Genomic DNA, 16170 nt, shown 5'->3' on the forward strand with positions numbered 1-16170 from the left:
GGAGGTATAAACTATGAAAGCACAAATTATCCATTCTTTTGGGGATTCATCTGTATTTCAATTAGAAGAAGTTTCAAAACCAAAACTTTTACCAGGTCATGTTCTAATCGATGTAAAAGCAACAAGTGTAAATCCAATCGATACAAAAATGCGTAGTGGCGCTGTTTCAGCAGTCGCTCCTGAGTTTCCAGCTATATTACACGGCGATGTAGCTGGTATTGTTATTGAAGTAGGAGAAGGTGTTTCGAAATTCAAATCAGGGGATGAAGTATACGGATGTGCCGGAGGTTTTAAAGAAACTGGAGGTGCACTTGCAGAATTTATGCTTGCTGATGCGCGATTAATTGCTCACAAACCTAAAAATTTAACAATGGAAGAAGCAGCTGCTCTACCATTAGTTGCAATTACAGCTTGGGAATCTTTATTTGATCGTGCAAATATTAAACCTGGTCAAAATGTTCTCATTCATGGAGCTACTGGTGGCGTAGGACACGTAGCCATTCAACTAGCTAAATGGGCAGGCGCTAAAGTTTTTACAACCGCTTCTCAGCAAAGCAAAATAGACATAGCCCATCGTCTAGGAGCCGACATAGCTATTAATTATAAAGAAGAATCTGTTCAAGAATATGTACAAAAACATACGAACGGAAACGGATTTGAAGTTATATTTGATACAGTAGGCGGCAAGAATCTTGATCATTCTTTTGAAGCTGCTGCGGTCAATGGAACCGTCGTAACAATCGCTGCTCGTTCAACCCATGACCTCTCTCCTTTACACGCAAAAGGACTCTCTCTGCACGTTACTTTTATGGCGTTAAAAATATTACATACAGATAAACGTGACGCTTGCGGGGAAATTTTAACTAAACTAACGCAAATAGTAGAAGAAGGACACCTTCGACCATTGCTAGATTCTAAACCTTTTACGTTTGATGAAGTTGCACAAGCACATGAATATTTGGAGTCAAATAAAGCAATTGGGAAAATAGTGTTGAAAAACGTTTGGTAACTTTCACTAAATAATACAAATAACAGCGGGATTGCTTCGCCTTATCTTTGTCTTAAGAGGCGTGCCACAACCTTAAAAGCTTTCCATCCTTTACAACAAGTAAAAAATAACAGCCGAATTTTTCTTATAGTAGAAAATTCGGCTGTTTGCATGTCGCAATTTACTTTTTGTATATTTCCATTAATAGATAAAATACAACTCATTTGCCTTACCATCTTTACCTTCAACAGAATATTATGTTGTTTTTAATTTTTTAAAACACACTACGTACTAATCCCCCGTCTATTCGCAACGCGGAACCATTAATTGCTGAAGAAAGTGGGCTGCTTAAGAAAGTGACAAGATTGGCAATTTCTTCTGGTCGAATAAGTCTTTGAATAATAGAGGTTGGTCGATTCTCTTTCATAAATCGCTTCTCAGCTTCTTCTATTGTCAATTGCTCATTAGGATACAGACTATTTAACATAGTCTCCACTCCTTCCGTTAAAGTCGAACCAGGCATTATAGTATTAACAGTCACATTCGTTCCTGTCGTCAGCTCAGCTAAACTGCGAGAAAGTGAGAGTTGCATCGTTTTAGTCGCACTATAGTGAGCCATTTCTTGAGATGGCATAATAGCTGCTTCGCTAGCAATAAAGATGACTCTTCCTTCTTTTCTTTCAATCATTTGTTTTAAATACGAGCGAGTAAGTCGAACACCACTCATAATATTGACTTCAAACAATTTAAACCAATCTTCATCAGGAATATCAAAATATTCTACAGGTTCAAAAATTCCTAAGTTATTAATAAGAATGTCTACTTCAGGGTACTTTTCAATCACATTTTGGCACCCTTTTTCTGTTCCTAAATCAGCTACTACGGGTTGAAGGATAGCATCCGGATACTGCGCTTGAATTTCGTTTATCGTTTGATTAACATTTTCTTCACGGCGTCCATTAATAAGTACAGTAGCTCCTTCCGCTACTAATGAAGTGGCAATTGCTTTTCCAATCCCTGCCGTAGATCCAGTAACCAGTGCTGTTTTTCCTTTTAATTGCATATGCATATAGATTCCTCCAAATTCATGTGCTAAATGATTGACTTACGTTGGAATAAATAATTACGTTTATATTGTGGTTCACTTCTCTTATCTTTAACAGAAAATAAGCAGATCCACCCTTTTTTCGAAAGAGTATAAACGAAAATTATGTAGCTATTGGACTCTGTACGGAATTAAAAATCGAAATTATCATCATTTAGATCTACTCGATAATTCTGATTCTAATCATTGTAATGTTAAAAAATCACATCAACAACAGAGTAACGCTAAAACCAACTAATAAATACCATTATGATATATATTAACGATAAAGAAAATTACGCACTTTAAAGTTCCATAGGAACAAAAAAGTAACCCATAAACCATAATTTCTAACCCTTTACATTTACTAACGTAGTATCCTTTTCTATCATAGAAAAGGTTGTAAAATCACACATTCTTACATACAGTTATAAGATTATTTTTATTCTAATTAACTAAAAACCATTATACTCCTTTATCACTTTCAAAAATGAATCAAAAAAAACACGAAGACTTAAATGTCTTCGTGTTATATATATATAGTTACACTTGTGATTGAATTCATAACTAGAATCTTTTTACTCATTCCTTATGAATAATGTTTATTATTTATGAAATTTCACACGCTCTTCAAGTGGTTGGAATTCTTTTTCACCTGGTGCAGCTGTTGGATTACCAAATGGCATTTGTGCAATTAGCTTCCAATTAGCAGGGACATTCCATTCTTGTTTTACCTCATCGTCAATTAATGGATTATAATGTTGTAAAGATGCCCCTAATCCCTCTGCTTCTAAACCTGTCCACACGACTAATTGGTGCATACCTGATGCTTGGTGTGACCAAATTGGGAAGTTTTCAGCATATGCAGCAAATTTTTCTTGAAGCGATTTAACGATAGCCTCATCTTCAAAGAATAGTACTGTTCCATAACCAGCTTTAAAAGAATCCATTTTTTGTTGCGTTCCTGAGAAATCTCCATCTCCAACTACTTTTCTTAATGTTTCAGTTGTAATATCCCATAATTTATCATGAGCTTCACCAAATAATACAACTAATCGCGCAGTTTGAGAATTGAAAGCTGATGGAGTATATTTCACAGCAAACTCCACAATTTCTTTAATTTTTTCATCCGATACTTGTACCTCTTTGTTAATTCCATAGTAAGTACGTCTTTCTTTCAGTGCAGTATAGAAATCTTTTGTCATAATTCATTTCCTCCTAAGTTTTAATATTCTTCAAAATGATACATTGCGAAGAGAATATGAGTTGAAATGAGTTCATTTTTGAACCATCGAACACCATAACACCAATTGCTAGTCATTCTGAATCTAAACCACTGCTTCTTGCTTCAGTTTACCTAAAAAACTCTTATAGCATCATTGATACAATCTAGTGATCATTCGGTATTATTTTACCCATTCTCTATTCATGTATCCTGCTTGTTTCATATTTACACAAATATGAAAATAACCTTAAATTGCTGGTCAAAAAAGCCAGGTAGTATGAATAACACATTACCTGGCTTTTTACATTTTTAATTTAAATTCAACTAAACATTACCAATGAATAGTAGTAAAAACTATACCCGTCACTTATTTAATAATTAACATCTCATAAGGATGTTGTTCCATAAATCTATTCTCCCAAGGAATCTCTAATGATGTCCAATTTGAACCACCGTCTACTGACTGATACACTCCTTTATTGCTAAACAGATAAAACGTTCCATCACTTGTTGCCTTTAATACTGGTATGATTGCCCCTTTAGGAGTTGGTAAACCTGCATTCATTTCTGCCCAAGGCTGATCTTTTTCTTTCTTATAAATAAATGATTCACAATTTCCATTATTGTAATCATGCGCTACGTGTGGATTTGAAGATGTCGCGATGATAATATTTTCTGGATCATTTGGGTTAACTGCCATTTGATATGCGTAATGATGCTTTAGCCCACTACACATATAGTTCCAAGTCTTACCTCCATCATTACTCTCCGCATACTCTTGACCTGGTTCTTTCAAGAATGAATCACCTAACACCCCGTATAAACGATTTGGGGCATTGCGATGTGATTTAAGAATGTGAATATCTTGAGGATAGTTCCCCTCTTTTTCCTCAGTCCATGTCTTACCTCCATCTACACTTTTAATTAATCCGCCTACCTCAATAGTCGTATAAATAGTTTCTGGATTATTAGCATCAATTTCAATATGTTTTACATGGTGTGTATATGTTCTTTGAGGAAAGAACCATGATGAATATGATGGCATTTGTCGATAATCTGTTAGCAGCTCAAAACTGTCTCCTCCATTTTTGGATACGAACATTGCACTCGGTTCAGTTCCTACATATACAATCCCGTTACCGTCATCCCCCTTCGCTGGAGATACAGAAACTGCTGTAATAGCTCTCATATGAATAGCATTAGCTGGGAACACTTCACCAAATGAAGGTAACCCACCAATTGCTTCCCATGAACTTCCTCCATCTTTACTTCTCCATAATCCCCTATCAAAAGTACCACAATACATTCTTTCTGGATCGTATGGATCTGAAGCTAACGCAACTGGATTCGCACCTACAAACTGCGATTGGACGCTCCATGTTGAGTCTTTTTTTTCTGCAATTACAAGTTCTCTATCAAACGCTAATATGAATTTTTCCATAACTAAAATCTCCTCGTTTCATAATATATCTTGTATTATTTGAATATTTACCATTACAAGTTAAGAGGTGACACTTATGTGCTATAGCATATAAAAGGTAAATTTTATATGCAATATGTGATTAAAAACTTACATTATATAATTTGTTAACTTCACATCCGTATGATGAACAAGATGTCCTGTTAACTCATATAAGTCCATATGCCACCTCTAAATAAATCGCAATTTATATGCTATAGCACATATAATATAGAATTCATTATTTTATGTCAAACTTTAATACTGTTAATCAGTTCTTTAGCTCGTCTAAAGTAATTTAAAAGTCATAATATAAACAGAAACATTTTATTGTCTATTCAATAAAAAAAGAGTGCAATTTTTGCACTCTTTTTACTCATTTTTATTAGAAATCAAAGTTATCAGGATCCGGACCAACGCGGTGATTTTGATTTAATGCATCGATTTTTTCCATATCTTCTTTCGTTAATTCAAAGTTAAATACATCTGCATTTGCAATAATGCGGTGTTCTTTCGTTGATTTTGGAATTGTGATCACTTCATTTTGAAGGTCCCAACGTAAAATCACTTGTGCTGTTGTTTTACCATGTTTCTCAGCAATTGCCTGTAAGGTTTCATTATCTAATAATTGACCTTGCATAAGTGGTGACCATGCTTCCATTTGAATACCTTGTTCTTTACAGAAAGCTTGTAATTCTTTTTGTGTTAAACGAGGATGGTATTCTACTTGGTTGATCATCGGCTTAATTTCTGCATCTTTTATTACATCTTGCAGATGGTGAATTTGGAAATTACTTACGCCAATTGCACGTACACGCTTTTCTTTATAAAGTGTTTCTAACGCTCTCCATGTATCTTTATATTTCCCTTCTACAGGCCAGTGAACAAGATATAAATCTAAATAATCTAGCTTTAATTTTTTTAAGCTCTCTTCGTATGCAGCAATCGTTTCTTCATATCCTTGATCTGCGTTCCATACTTTTGAAGTAATAAATAATTCTTCTCTTGAAATACCAGTTGCTTCAATACCGGCACGAATCCCCTCACCTACAGCTGTTTCATTTCCGTAAATTGCAGCTGTATCGATGCTGCGGTATCCTGCTTTAATTGCTGATTTAATCGCTTCTACAAGTTCTGGTCCTTCTTCTACTTTAAATACACCTAAACCAAACCAAGGCATTTCCACACCATTACTTAATACTGTTTTACTTTGTAAATTTTTCATTTTATTTTCTCTCCTTTTATTTTACTTGATCTCTTTTTTCTAATGTCATGCTCCACGCTGTTAAAATAACAGCACCTACTACCATAATGCCGCCTACCCAAGCTGTATGAATTAACCCTAACGAGTTCGTTACAATACCGCCTAAATAAGCACCAAGAGCAATCCCAGCATTAAACGCCGCAATATTAATTGCCGATGCAACATCGACAGCACTCGGTACAAATCGTTCAGCTAACATTACGACATATACTTGTAACCCTGGAACATTCATAAATGCGAATAGCCCCATTAAAATAATTGTGATTAACCCAGCTACCTTAAATGGTGCCGTAAATGTTAAAACAAATAGTATAATCGCTTGAATAAAGAACATGTAGAATAGCGCTCGAATTGGATTATGATTCGATAATTTTCCGCCAATCACATTCCCTATCGCAATGGCGATTCCATACACTAATAAAATGATAGTAACCGTATTTGCTTTAAATCCTGTTACCTCTTGTAATAACGGAGATAAATACGTAAAAGTTACGAATGTTCCCCCATATCCTAATGCAGTAATAATGAAAACTAGTAACAGTCTTCCGTTCGTAATCAGTTTAAATTGATCGCGGAATGATACAGACGCACCTTTTTTCATATTAGATGGAATGAGAATACTATTTGCAATTAAGGCGATAATTCCAATTACTACAATTGCTAAAAATGATGTTCTCCAGCCAAATTGTTGACCAATAAATGTTCCAATTGGTGCCCCTGTAATAGTTGCAACTGTTACACCAGTAAACATAATCGCAATCGCGCTAGCCCGTTTATTTTCTGGAACAAGTGCCGCAGCAATTGTTGAACCAATTGACATAAACACACCATGTGAAAGTGCAGAAACAATTCGCGCAATAAGTAATACAGTGAAGCTTGTTGCTACCGCTGCGATTCCGTTACCAATAATGAAAATAATCATAATCCACATTAATAACGTTTTTCGTGACATATTAGCTGTTAATGACGTTAATACTGGAGCCCCAAACGCTACGCCTAACGCATATAAAGAAACTGTTAAACCAGCCGTTGTAACCGACACATGTAAATCTTCCGAAATAGATGGTAATAAACCGACACTAACAAATTCAGTTGTCCCAATCCCGAACGCACTAATTGCTAACGCTAACAACGCAAATATACTTCTTCGATTCGTCTGAACTTCTGAAGACGATGCTGTATATGAATTCAATTAAGTTCCCCCTCTTCCCTATAATCCCTATCATAATAGTGCGATAAAAAGGCCCTTTTATCTTCTAAAAAATATATTTAATCTCTACAAACGCTATTATGAATGGTTTCATTCTCTTTTTAGTACCGTAAAGCTTGTCTCTCTCTTACATGTACTATTATGAAATATATTCAATACAATGAATAGTACGTACTTTAAAGTGCTGTAGGTACTAAAAAGTAACATAGTTAGTTACCAGTACCGTAAAGCTTGTTTCTCTCTTACATGTGCTATTATGAATGATATTCACCCTAATAAAAAGTACGTACTTTAAAGTACTATAGGTACTAAAAAGTAACATTTATATAACCTAGCTTATTTTGCTCAAAAATTGAAATCTACATTCCATGAAAAAGACTTTCAAATGAAGAAATACACTTTCCCGTAGAGGCAACTTTAGAGAATATTACTTAAACATATAAAGGATCATGTTCATTACCACAGACAAATAATAAAAAGGCAAAAACGAACAGAAATGTGTTCATTTTTGCCTTTTTTATTTAATGATTAAAATGTACGACTTTTGGAAAGGAAATCTGCATTAGCTCCTGTTACACCACTTTGTCCCCAGTTCCCTGGAATCATTTCGCGAATAAGAATTAGTACTTTATCCAAAGGTGCATGAGTATATTTAGATGTTACTTGTGTAAGTTCGTTTACCCACTTATCCTTTGTCTCTTGATCAAATGTATTCCATATATCAATCTTAATAATAGCCATTCCATTAACGTTACGACCTGGTGTATCGTAAGACTCTTTTGTCTCCCAATTGGACACCCTACTTTTCTCAGCAAAGGTAGCATCACTTGCTACAGCCCCAGCTTTCCCCCAGTTTTCTTTCTCAAGTTCCTTTATCAACACTTGAATTTTGTCAGGGACAATTTTTAATAGTTTTATTGTAAGTTCCGTTACACTATAAATAAATTCCTTCTTTTCTTCTGTTGACATGGTTGGCCAAGTATTTAGCTCGATTAATGGCATAGTATTGCCCCCTAAAATTAATTATCTATTGACTAGTTACAACTATTGGTTCAAATGATTTTTAACTGCTCTTACTACCAATTCGTGATCTTCTTCTGGTGGTAATCCTGAAACTGTTATCATTCCAATAACCCCTACGTTTTTTATCCTGATAGGAAAGCATCCACCAAACGCAGCATATTCCGAAGTATCTAAAAGATATTTTTCATTATATGAAATTCCATTTATTTCACTTTGTATCTGCATATAATACGAGCTACGATCATGCAGGGAAACGACTCGTTTTTTACGCTCAATCCATTTCGTATTTTCCGCATTTGTCCCTGTCATCTTGAAATGAAATAATTGCACACCATTTTTCGTTATATCAACAGCAATCAATTTCCCCTCTCGCTTTGCTGTTTCAACGATAAATAAACCTAGTTGCAAGGCATCTTCATTTGTAAAAGAGGAAAATTGAAGCGTTTCCTCCTCTTTTAAAATTTGTTTACTTATTTCATTCAAATTTGAAGTACTCATATCTTTAACCTCCATAATTGTTTTATGCCACACCGACATTTTTTCGAAATTATTAGGCCATATAGTACAACCTTTCAATCAATCTGATTCCAAATAAACTGCTGTAACATCGTTGGTAACTAGTAGTACCGTAAAGCTTGTTTTCTTCTTACTGGTGCTATTATGAATGATATTCAAAGTTATAAAAAGTACGCACTTTAAAGTGCTATAGGTACTTTAAAGTACTATTCTACTTATCCCTATCTTACAGAGACTATTATGAAATATATTTAACATCTTAAAAATGTATGTACTAAAGAATAATATTTTTAATCACTAACTTTTTTGATCAATCGTTATAATCCAATTTCATCAAAATTTTTATCAATTATTACACTATCCAACAATAGGAGGAAACAAAGATGGATGAAAATATATCCAAAAGCTGAAAAGCAGTTGAGTCCCTTGAGGGAATAGTTATAATTCACTACTTATAGAAATAGACATACAAAAACGCCATCCTTTCCTATAATTTTAAAGAAAGAATAGCGTATTCTTTTCAAAAATGAGTTCTTTTATTGAGAAACTTTGATTCTATATCATACATAAAAGGGCAACCAGTGCTAAAACAGCTGGAAGTCCTTGTTTCACAATAATTGATTTATTAGATGTGAAACCTCCGAAAATAGCTGCTACCACCACACAAATCACGAAAAATAATTGGACCATATAACCAATTGGATTGAGTCCAAGTACAAGTCCCCAAATGAGACCAGCCGCTAAAAATCCATTATATAAACCTTGGTTTGCAAACATAATGGCTACGTTTCGATCTCCTTCTAAATGCTTCGGTAATTTGAAAGCACGTTTCGCTACTTTTGAATCAATAAAAAACATTTCAAGGATCATGATAAACAAATGTTCTAATGCTACGATCCCGACTAAAATAGCTGCGATTATTTCCACACTATTCTGCCCCCTACACTCTCTATTCTTTAATATTCTCTACATTTTTTTGCATCTGTAATAGAACATGAATAAGTATTTTGCGTTCTTCTCCACTGATATTTACGAACATTTCCTTCATAAAATGTTCCTTTTCTTTCTTGTCAAAATATTAATTGATATATCAATTATTGATACATCAATTAATATACATCTCTCTTTTTATTTTTGCAAGTTTTTTTGCTCAATTGGTTTTATTTTGTTCTAGCAACTTTAAACCAATTCAAAACATCAGTTCGCATTTCTAGAAATCATAATTACTTTAAGTTGATTCTGACAATCATATTTAACTAAATATATAAAAGAATTGAGTTATATCTCCATCAATTTATAAAAATTAATTTTTTCTAAAAACAGATACTTTACGTTTTTTATAGTAATAAAAATCATTTTTTTGTTTCAGAGGCAATCCATTTTGTTAGCCTGATGGGCATAAGATAGCACCCATATGGAGAACCAATTATCTTTCAAGAAAACGGCTTGAAATCTGGATTTGGTACAGGAGTTGCCTACTTCCATAATCCAGATGGTACTAATTTAGAGCTAATTGCTCCAAAAGGGCCATTTAGACGTGACTAATTAAAATATATTAATACTGAAAAACCACCTTTATGAGAGGTGGTTTTTGTTGCTAATGGTCAAGATTAATATTGAGGTCTGATTGACACCTATTCCTTTTCCATATCTTTCATCATGCCATCGAAAGAATAGTCTTATAGCTATTTCAAATATTTCGGCTGTACTATATTGCTAGCAAGCTAAAATTTCATGGTACTCCCCAAAAAAATCTGCTGAATCATAACCAAAAGTTCATTTTATCATTTCAAGGTAATTCGAAATTCTTAAGTTGTTAGGCACGGGGTACAGCTGAAAAACAGTGTATATTCATTAACTTCAAACTAATTTTGATGTAACAAAATTGTATTTATACCTTTTTAACAAATTCAGATTTTAATTTCATAGCTCCAAAACCATCAATTTTACAATCAATATCATGATCTCCATCAACTAATCGGATACTCTTTACTTTTGTACCAATTTTTACAACTGATGAAGTTCCTTTTACTTTAAGATCTTTAATTACTGTTACAGAATCACCATCGTTTAAAATATTTCCATTTGCATCTTTAATTACCTTTGTATCTTCACTATTTTCAGCTTCTAATTCTAAAGTCCACTCATGAGCACATTCTGGACAAACAAAAAGATTCCCATCTTCGTAAGTGTATTCTGAATTACATTTTGGACAATTTGGTAAATTAGACATATTTTTATTTCCTCCACTCGTTTTCGTGTATTCTATTAAATAAATATTATTTTTAATTTCCCTTTTCCGTTTAAATATACGGAAAATATTCTCTTCTTACTGTTTGATACTTATTTGTTGAATGTATAAAAAAAACTACTTGTTCACACCTTGTAAAAAATCTTCTCCACATTCTCCAAAGCAAACTTTCTTCTTCTCTATTTTTTAATAAAATGATGAAAAAGTAGATTAAATCAAACAAACTTTGTATGTGAAGTGAAATTTTTAAAAATCTAATGCATTTACTTTATTCTTTATTGTATTGATTTCCTGCGATTGCTGAGAAAGCCCTGTACACTCATGAAAAGCAAAATGCTTACACCCTATACATTTTTTTGTATTCAGATGTCCTAAAGCACAATTAATTGCTTCCCCGGTATGATCAAAAAAGTTTTCTTTCCCAATCTCAGCGTACAATCCATTCTTATCTAGATTGGCTTTTAGCTCTGATTGAATTCCAGAAATAAGAAGTACGCCACCTTGTTTTTTGAAGTGCTGAACAATATTCCTAAAGTAAGACTCTCCTGTGGTATCAATAAAAGGAACTTTTCCCATACGTAAAATTAAAACTTTAGGTTTATAATGAATAGTCGCTAAAATATTTTGTTCAAATGTTTGAGCAGCCCCAAAGAATAATGGGCCTTCTATTGTATAAATACTAATTTGTGGACAATCATGAGCTTTATTTACCACATGCGATAACAATTTTTCATTCTTTTTTGTATGATCAGGAAGCACTTTAGATATAACAAGCATATTACTCATACGTTTTGTAAACAAAATAACAGCTAAAATAAGACCGATCTCCACAGCTGTTGTTAAACTAGTAAATACAGTAAGTAAAAATGTTACTAGTAATACAAGGGAATCTCCTGTCTTCATTTTGAGTATGTGATAAAAATGTTTTTGTTCGCTCATATTCCAAGCTACCACCATTAAAATGGGAGCCATACTAGCAAGAGGAATATGTGAAGCATATGGAGCTAACAGTAAAAGTGTCAATAACACAAATCCCCCATGAATAATACCCGACATCGGAGATACAGCCCCACTCTTAATATTAGTCGCTGTACGAGCAATTGCTCCAGTCGCTGGAATCCCGCCAAATAACGGGGTAACAATATTTGCAATCCCCTGACCGACAAGCTCTTTGTTACTGTTGTGTTTACTATTTGTCATACCATCTGCCACGACAGCGGATAAAAGCGACTCAATTCCACCGAGCATCGCAATAACAAATGCAGGACCAATTAACTGTTTTATACGTTCTAATGTGATTTCTGGTATATCAAACTGAGGAAGTGTATTTGGAATCGTGCCATATGCTGTACCAATAGTAGGTACATGACCTGAGAAAAATACAGTTGCAATTACAGTTGAAATAACAACACCTACTAATGAACCAGGCACTTTTGGTAAAATCTTTGGTGTTATGAGTATAACAAAAAAGCAAATCAAAGCAGTTATAACACTATAAAAATTGGTAGTACTGATATGAGTGAAGAGTTCCTTCAAATTTGCTAGAAATTCCTCATGCTTTTTTATACCTGTTAAACCTAAAAAACTAGCAATTTGTCCCGTAAAGATAATAACAGCAATACCTGAAGTAAAACCAATTGTTACAGGACGTGGAATAAACTTAATTAAAGAGCCTAGTTTGAAGATTCCCATAAGACATAAAATAATTCCAGCTAACAAACCCGCGAGTAGTAAATTTTCGTATCCATAGGTAATTACAACTCCTAAAAGAATCGGAACAAAAGCACCTGTAGGTCCTCCAATTTGATACTTCGAACCACCAAACAGTGAAATGAGTATTCCAGCAATACAGGTTGTATAAATCCCATACTCTGGCTTAACACCAGAGGCTATAGCAAAAGACATAGCAAGTGGAATCGCAACAACTCCAACAATCATTCCTGAAAGAAGATCCTTTTGAAAATGTGCTAATGAATATCCTTCAAACCTTCCTGTAAATAACTTTCTCATTACAAACCCTTCTTTTCTATTTTTAATAGATCTGGATTACAAATGTATTTCTCGGTCCCTTATACAGAAAATTGTCCTTTTCACAAAAATAAAAAACACCCTAATATTTACTATATGTTTTACTTAAATGACACTCCAATTCACCTATATCTCCACCTTGTTGTACATAGGATTTCAATCTTTCTGCTAAACGTTCTCCGGCTCGACTATCTAGCTTCTTTGTATCAATAAACGATCTAATCCTTACCTTATCTGGAGTAATATCTCTACGAAACATTTGTCCTGGAATTTCACTCCAAAAACGATTCCATTCATCCAGTAATCCTATTTGATCAAATAAAAAACCTTGAATTCCACATAACCAAGCTGTACAAGCAGTATTTCTTTTTCGACATCCAACTCCATCTTGTAAATGTTGGCATGAAAAACAACAAGAATTTCCACTTTTTATACAAACTTCACAAACGTAATGAGCTCCTAATGAGCGAAATGTTTCAATTCCATGTTGGATGATATCTTCTTTCTTAACCTCAATACTCAACCTATCCCTCCTTAGCCATCATTTCACTTTCTGCTCCATCTAGCTCTTCTAACATTGAAATCGTATCGATTAAATGGTTGTTAAAAATCTTCCGTGCAACCACCAATAAATCCACAATAATAGGGTCTCGTAAAGAATATAAAACTCTTTTTCCATCTTTTCTACCAACAACAATGTTTTTTGAACGTAGTACACTTAATTGCTGAGAAATAGCTGAACCTTCCTTATTTAGAATATCTTGAATTTCGTTTACGCTTTTTTCACCTTCTGACAATAATTCTAAGATACCTATTCGCAAAGGGTGTGCTAAGGCTTTAAAGAAATCTGCTTTAAATTGTTGCATTTCGTTTCCCATTGAAATCCCTCCGTTACTTTTCCTCAATTTCAAAAAGTATCATATACATCTTCAAATGTTTGAATATGTATATGATACTTTTAAAACCTCGAATTTTCAATACAAATTTTACAATATTAAATAAGCATCAAATAGAGAAATATACTATTCAAATTTAGGTTCAAAATTTATTATCCAAAATAAAAGCGCCTAACATATTAGGAATATATAATACGTTAGGCGCTTGATATTTAAATTTTTTTGTTTTAGGTCTTGATAATATTGGATGAGTATATGACCAAAACGCTAGATGACTAATATGAATAAACTTATTTGTAAAATTAATTCCTTAGAATATTTTAAGAGCAAGTTTTGAAAAAAACTATTCAAAACTTGCTCCTTATTTTCTCAGATCCAACTATTTTGATACTAAAACCAACAGTAGTGAATTAGAATAATGACTTAATACTTGCTAAAACTGTGAGTACACCTACAATAATAACAAATACGTTACTCATTTTCCCTTTGTATTTAGCTAGTACTGGTACTTTTTGAATCGCATACATCGGTAATAGACATAAGATAGCAGCAACTAAAGGACCGCTTAGAGCATCAATAAGTCCAAGAATACTCGGATTTGTATAAGCAACAAACCAGCATGATAATACAACAAAAGTAAGGATTATTGTCTTAATTGTTTTTTCTTCAATATCTTTTCCACGTGATTTACCGAACTTAATAATCATGTCACGCATTACTTCAAATGCTCCTATATAATGGCCAAGGAAAGACTTTGTAATAGCCACAAAAGCAATAATTGGAGCTGCAATAGTGATTACAGGCGAATTAAGCTCATTAGCAAGATATGAAAGGATTGATAAGTTTTGTTCTTTTGCCATTTTTATATCATCTGGAGTCAAGCTCAATGCGCTACTCCAAACGAAGAACATAACAACAGCGAATGTCATGATATAACAAACCTTTTGTATTTGCGCACATTTAGCATCAGTGGCTTCGATTCCATACGTAGCTCTCTGTTTCACAACAAATGATGAAATCATAGGTGAATGATTAAATGAGAATACGATGATTGGTAGAATCATCAATATCGTCCCAAAATAGCCTGTTCCTGTTGAAGCAGTTGAAACAGCTGAAAAACTAAGCATTGACGTATTCCACTGTGGAATTAAAGATATTGCGATAAAAAGTAGAGAAACTATGAAAGGATACACTAGCATACTCATGATCTTTACAGTAATATCTTGACCAAAATTCAGTATAGCGATAAGACCAAGAACTAATACAAGTGATAAAATAGCCCTTGGAGGCTCTGGCATGTGCAATTGATGCACGATAAAACTACTTGCAGTATTTGTAAGCGCAACCGAATACATTAGTACGATTGTATAAATTGAACCGAAATATACGATGTTAAAAATGATACTCGCTTTATTTCCGAAATACTCTCTAATTGTACCTGTGATCCCCTCATCAGCAGAATTAGAAGCGTATATCATTTTAGCAAGCGCCCTATGTGAGTAGTACATAACTGGATATGCAAGTAATGTAATTAGTAGTAAAGATAATAAACCACCTGAACCTGCATTAATCGGTAAAAAGAGCACCCCTGCTCCAATTGCAGTTCCAAATAGACTGAGTGCCCATGTAGTATCCTGCTTATGCCACTTTTTCGGATCTGCATATTGCTCATTTTTTAGTGCGGTATTTTCAGCTTGAACTTCTATTTTCTTTGCAGTATTCCCGTTCATATAATAACTCCCCCTTGTATCTATTCCTACATCTCTCTTTGCATCTAACAAATATTCCCTTTTCGGAAAATGAATTCCTTACAAGTTGCCCCACATTGTATGTCCTTCATCATAATGAATCCAAATTGAAACATTCGCTAGTTAGCGTCCTAATATAATTGTTAGCGTTCACAAAAAAGTTTACTCAAAGTATCCGCTCTTTATATAAAGACCCCTTAAGAGAACAATATAGAATAGACTTCATAAATACGTTGCAACATCTCTAATAACAGTGTATTACTTTAATGGTTTCTCTTTTTTACTTTTAACAGTAATTTTAGCTAAACCGGCCTCTCTTCATTTGCGAGGCATTTCTTTCTCAATTCTATACATTACTTTCATAACTTCGGTAGCACTGATGATATTGCTTACACAAGCCACTGAAGCACATTACATACATTTCGCCTCTAATCACACACCTTTCTTACTAAGAATCGCATTTTTTATATTTTCTCCA

14 protein-coding genes and 1 pseudogene are annotated in these 16170 nt (G+C 33.8%); 2 read left to right on the forward strand and 13 right to left on the reverse strand.

Annotation, left to right across the window (positions count from 1 at the left end):
- The first annotated feature begins 13 nt into the window (after nucleotides 1-13).
- Nucleotides 14-1009: a zinc-dependent alcohol dehydrogenase family protein gene (locus IBT51_RS08755; protein WP_000647249.1), complete on the forward strand. Its 996-nt coding sequence runs from the start codon at nucleotides 14-16 to the stop codon at nucleotides 1007-1009.
- Between the two features lie 253 nt (nucleotides 1010-1262).
- On the opposite strand, the gene IBT51_RS08760 is transcribed toward IBT51_RS08755, so the two are convergent.
- The 8 genes from IBT51_RS08760 to IBT51_RS08795 all read right to left on the reverse strand — a co-directional run bounded on the left by IBT51_RS08760 (nucleotide 1263) and on the right by IBT51_RS08795 (nucleotide 9696).
- On the reverse strand, nucleotides 1263-2057 hold the full coding sequence (locus tag IBT51_RS08760; RefSeq protein WP_000551091.1) for an SDR family NAD(P)-dependent oxidoreductase: 795 nt from the start codon (nucleotides 2055-2057) through the stop codon (nucleotides 1263-1265).
- 620 nt (nucleotides 2058-2677) lie between these two features.
- The gene (locus IBT51_RS08765) at nucleotides 2678-3277 is read right to left on the reverse strand and encodes a nitroreductase family protein (protein WP_000158938.1); all 600 of its coding nucleotides are present in this window, start codon (nucleotides 3275-3277) and stop codon (nucleotides 2678-2680) included.
- Between the two features lie 387 nt (nucleotides 3278-3664).
- The gene (locus IBT51_RS08770) at nucleotides 3665-4738 is read right to left on the reverse strand and encodes a WD40/YVTN/BNR-like repeat-containing protein (protein WP_200458134.1); all 1074 of its coding nucleotides are present in this window, start codon (nucleotides 4736-4738) and stop codon (nucleotides 3665-3667) included.
- A 403-nt stretch (nucleotides 4739-5141) separates the two neighbouring features.
- Nucleotides 5142-5981: an aldo/keto reductase gene (locus IBT51_RS08775; protein WP_163092785.1), complete on the reverse strand. Its 840-nt coding sequence runs from the start codon at nucleotides 5979-5981 to the stop codon at nucleotides 5142-5144.
- Between the two features lie 16 nt (nucleotides 5982-5997).
- Nucleotides 5998-7212: an MFS transporter gene (locus IBT51_RS08780; RefSeq protein ID WP_001089896.1), complete on the reverse strand. Its 1215-nt coding sequence runs from the start codon at nucleotides 7210-7212 to the stop codon at nucleotides 5998-6000.
- Between the two features lie 546 nt (nucleotides 7213-7758).
- Complete coding sequence (locus tag IBT51_RS08785; RefSeq protein WP_053563932.1) at nucleotides 7759-8232, reverse strand: tautomerase family protein; 474 nt, start codon at nucleotides 8230-8232, stop codon at nucleotides 7759-7761.
- A 42-nt stretch (nucleotides 8233-8274) separates the two neighbouring features.
- Entirely contained in the window at nucleotides 8275-8790 is a 516-nt protein-coding gene (locus IBT51_RS08790; protein WP_142338981.1) for a heme-degrading domain-containing protein, read from the reverse strand.
- A gap of 534 nt (nucleotides 8791-9324) precedes the next feature.
- The gene (locus IBT51_RS08795; protein WP_000402473.1) at nucleotides 9325-9696 is read right to left on the reverse strand and encodes a DUF1304 domain-containing protein; all 372 of its coding nucleotides are present in this window, start codon (nucleotides 9694-9696) and stop codon (nucleotides 9325-9327) included.
- A gap of 483 nt (nucleotides 9697-10179) precedes the next feature.
- Between IBT51_RS08795 and IBT51_RS27380 the strand changes: the two are divergent.
- Nucleotides 10180-10314 (forward strand): annotated as a pseudogene (locus IBT51_RS27380) (VOC family protein); the annotation flags it as partial.
- A 346-nt stretch (nucleotides 10315-10660) separates the two neighbouring features.
- Here the strand turns inward: IBT51_RS27380 and IBT51_RS08805 are convergent.
- The 5 genes from IBT51_RS08805 to IBT51_RS08825 all read right to left on the reverse strand — a co-directional run bounded on the left by IBT51_RS08805 (nucleotide 10661) and on the right by IBT51_RS08825 (nucleotide 15674).
- Nucleotides 10661-11002, reverse strand: coding sequence for a zinc ribbon domain-containing protein YjdM (locus IBT51_RS08805; RefSeq protein ID WP_000067658.1), 342 nt, complete (start codon nucleotides 11000-11002; stop codon nucleotides 10661-10663).
- A 264-nt stretch (nucleotides 11003-11266) separates the two neighbouring features.
- The gene (locus tag IBT51_RS08810; RefSeq protein ID WP_001228485.1) at nucleotides 11267-13030 is read right to left on the reverse strand and encodes a SulP family inorganic anion transporter; all 1764 of its coding nucleotides are present in this window, start codon (nucleotides 13028-13030) and stop codon (nucleotides 11267-11269) included.
- A gap of 100 nt (nucleotides 13031-13130) precedes the next feature.
- Nucleotides 13131-13571, reverse strand: a complete 441-nt coding sequence (locus tag IBT51_RS08815) for a hypothetical protein (protein ID WP_000021461.1) — start codon at nucleotides 13569-13571, stop codon at nucleotides 13131-13133.
- Nucleotide 13572: 1 nt separating this feature from the next.
- Nucleotides 13573-13926 (reverse strand): ArsR/SmtB family transcription factor, encoded by a 354-nt coding sequence (locus IBT51_RS08820; protein ID WP_016080855.1) that lies wholly within the window; start codon nucleotides 13924-13926, stop codon nucleotides 13573-13575.
- Nucleotides 13927-14354: 428 nt separating this feature from the next.
- Nucleotides 14355-15674, reverse strand: a complete 1320-nt coding sequence (locus tag IBT51_RS08825) for an aromatic amino acid transport family protein (RefSeq protein WP_200458133.1) — start codon at nucleotides 15672-15674, stop codon at nucleotides 14355-14357.
- Nucleotides 15675-16170 lie beyond the last annotated feature (496 nt).

The organism is Bacillus sp. S71, assembly GCF_016625265.1.
Lineage (GTDB): Bacteria > Bacillota > Bacilli > Bacillales > Bacillaceae_G > Bacillus_A > Bacillus_A cereus.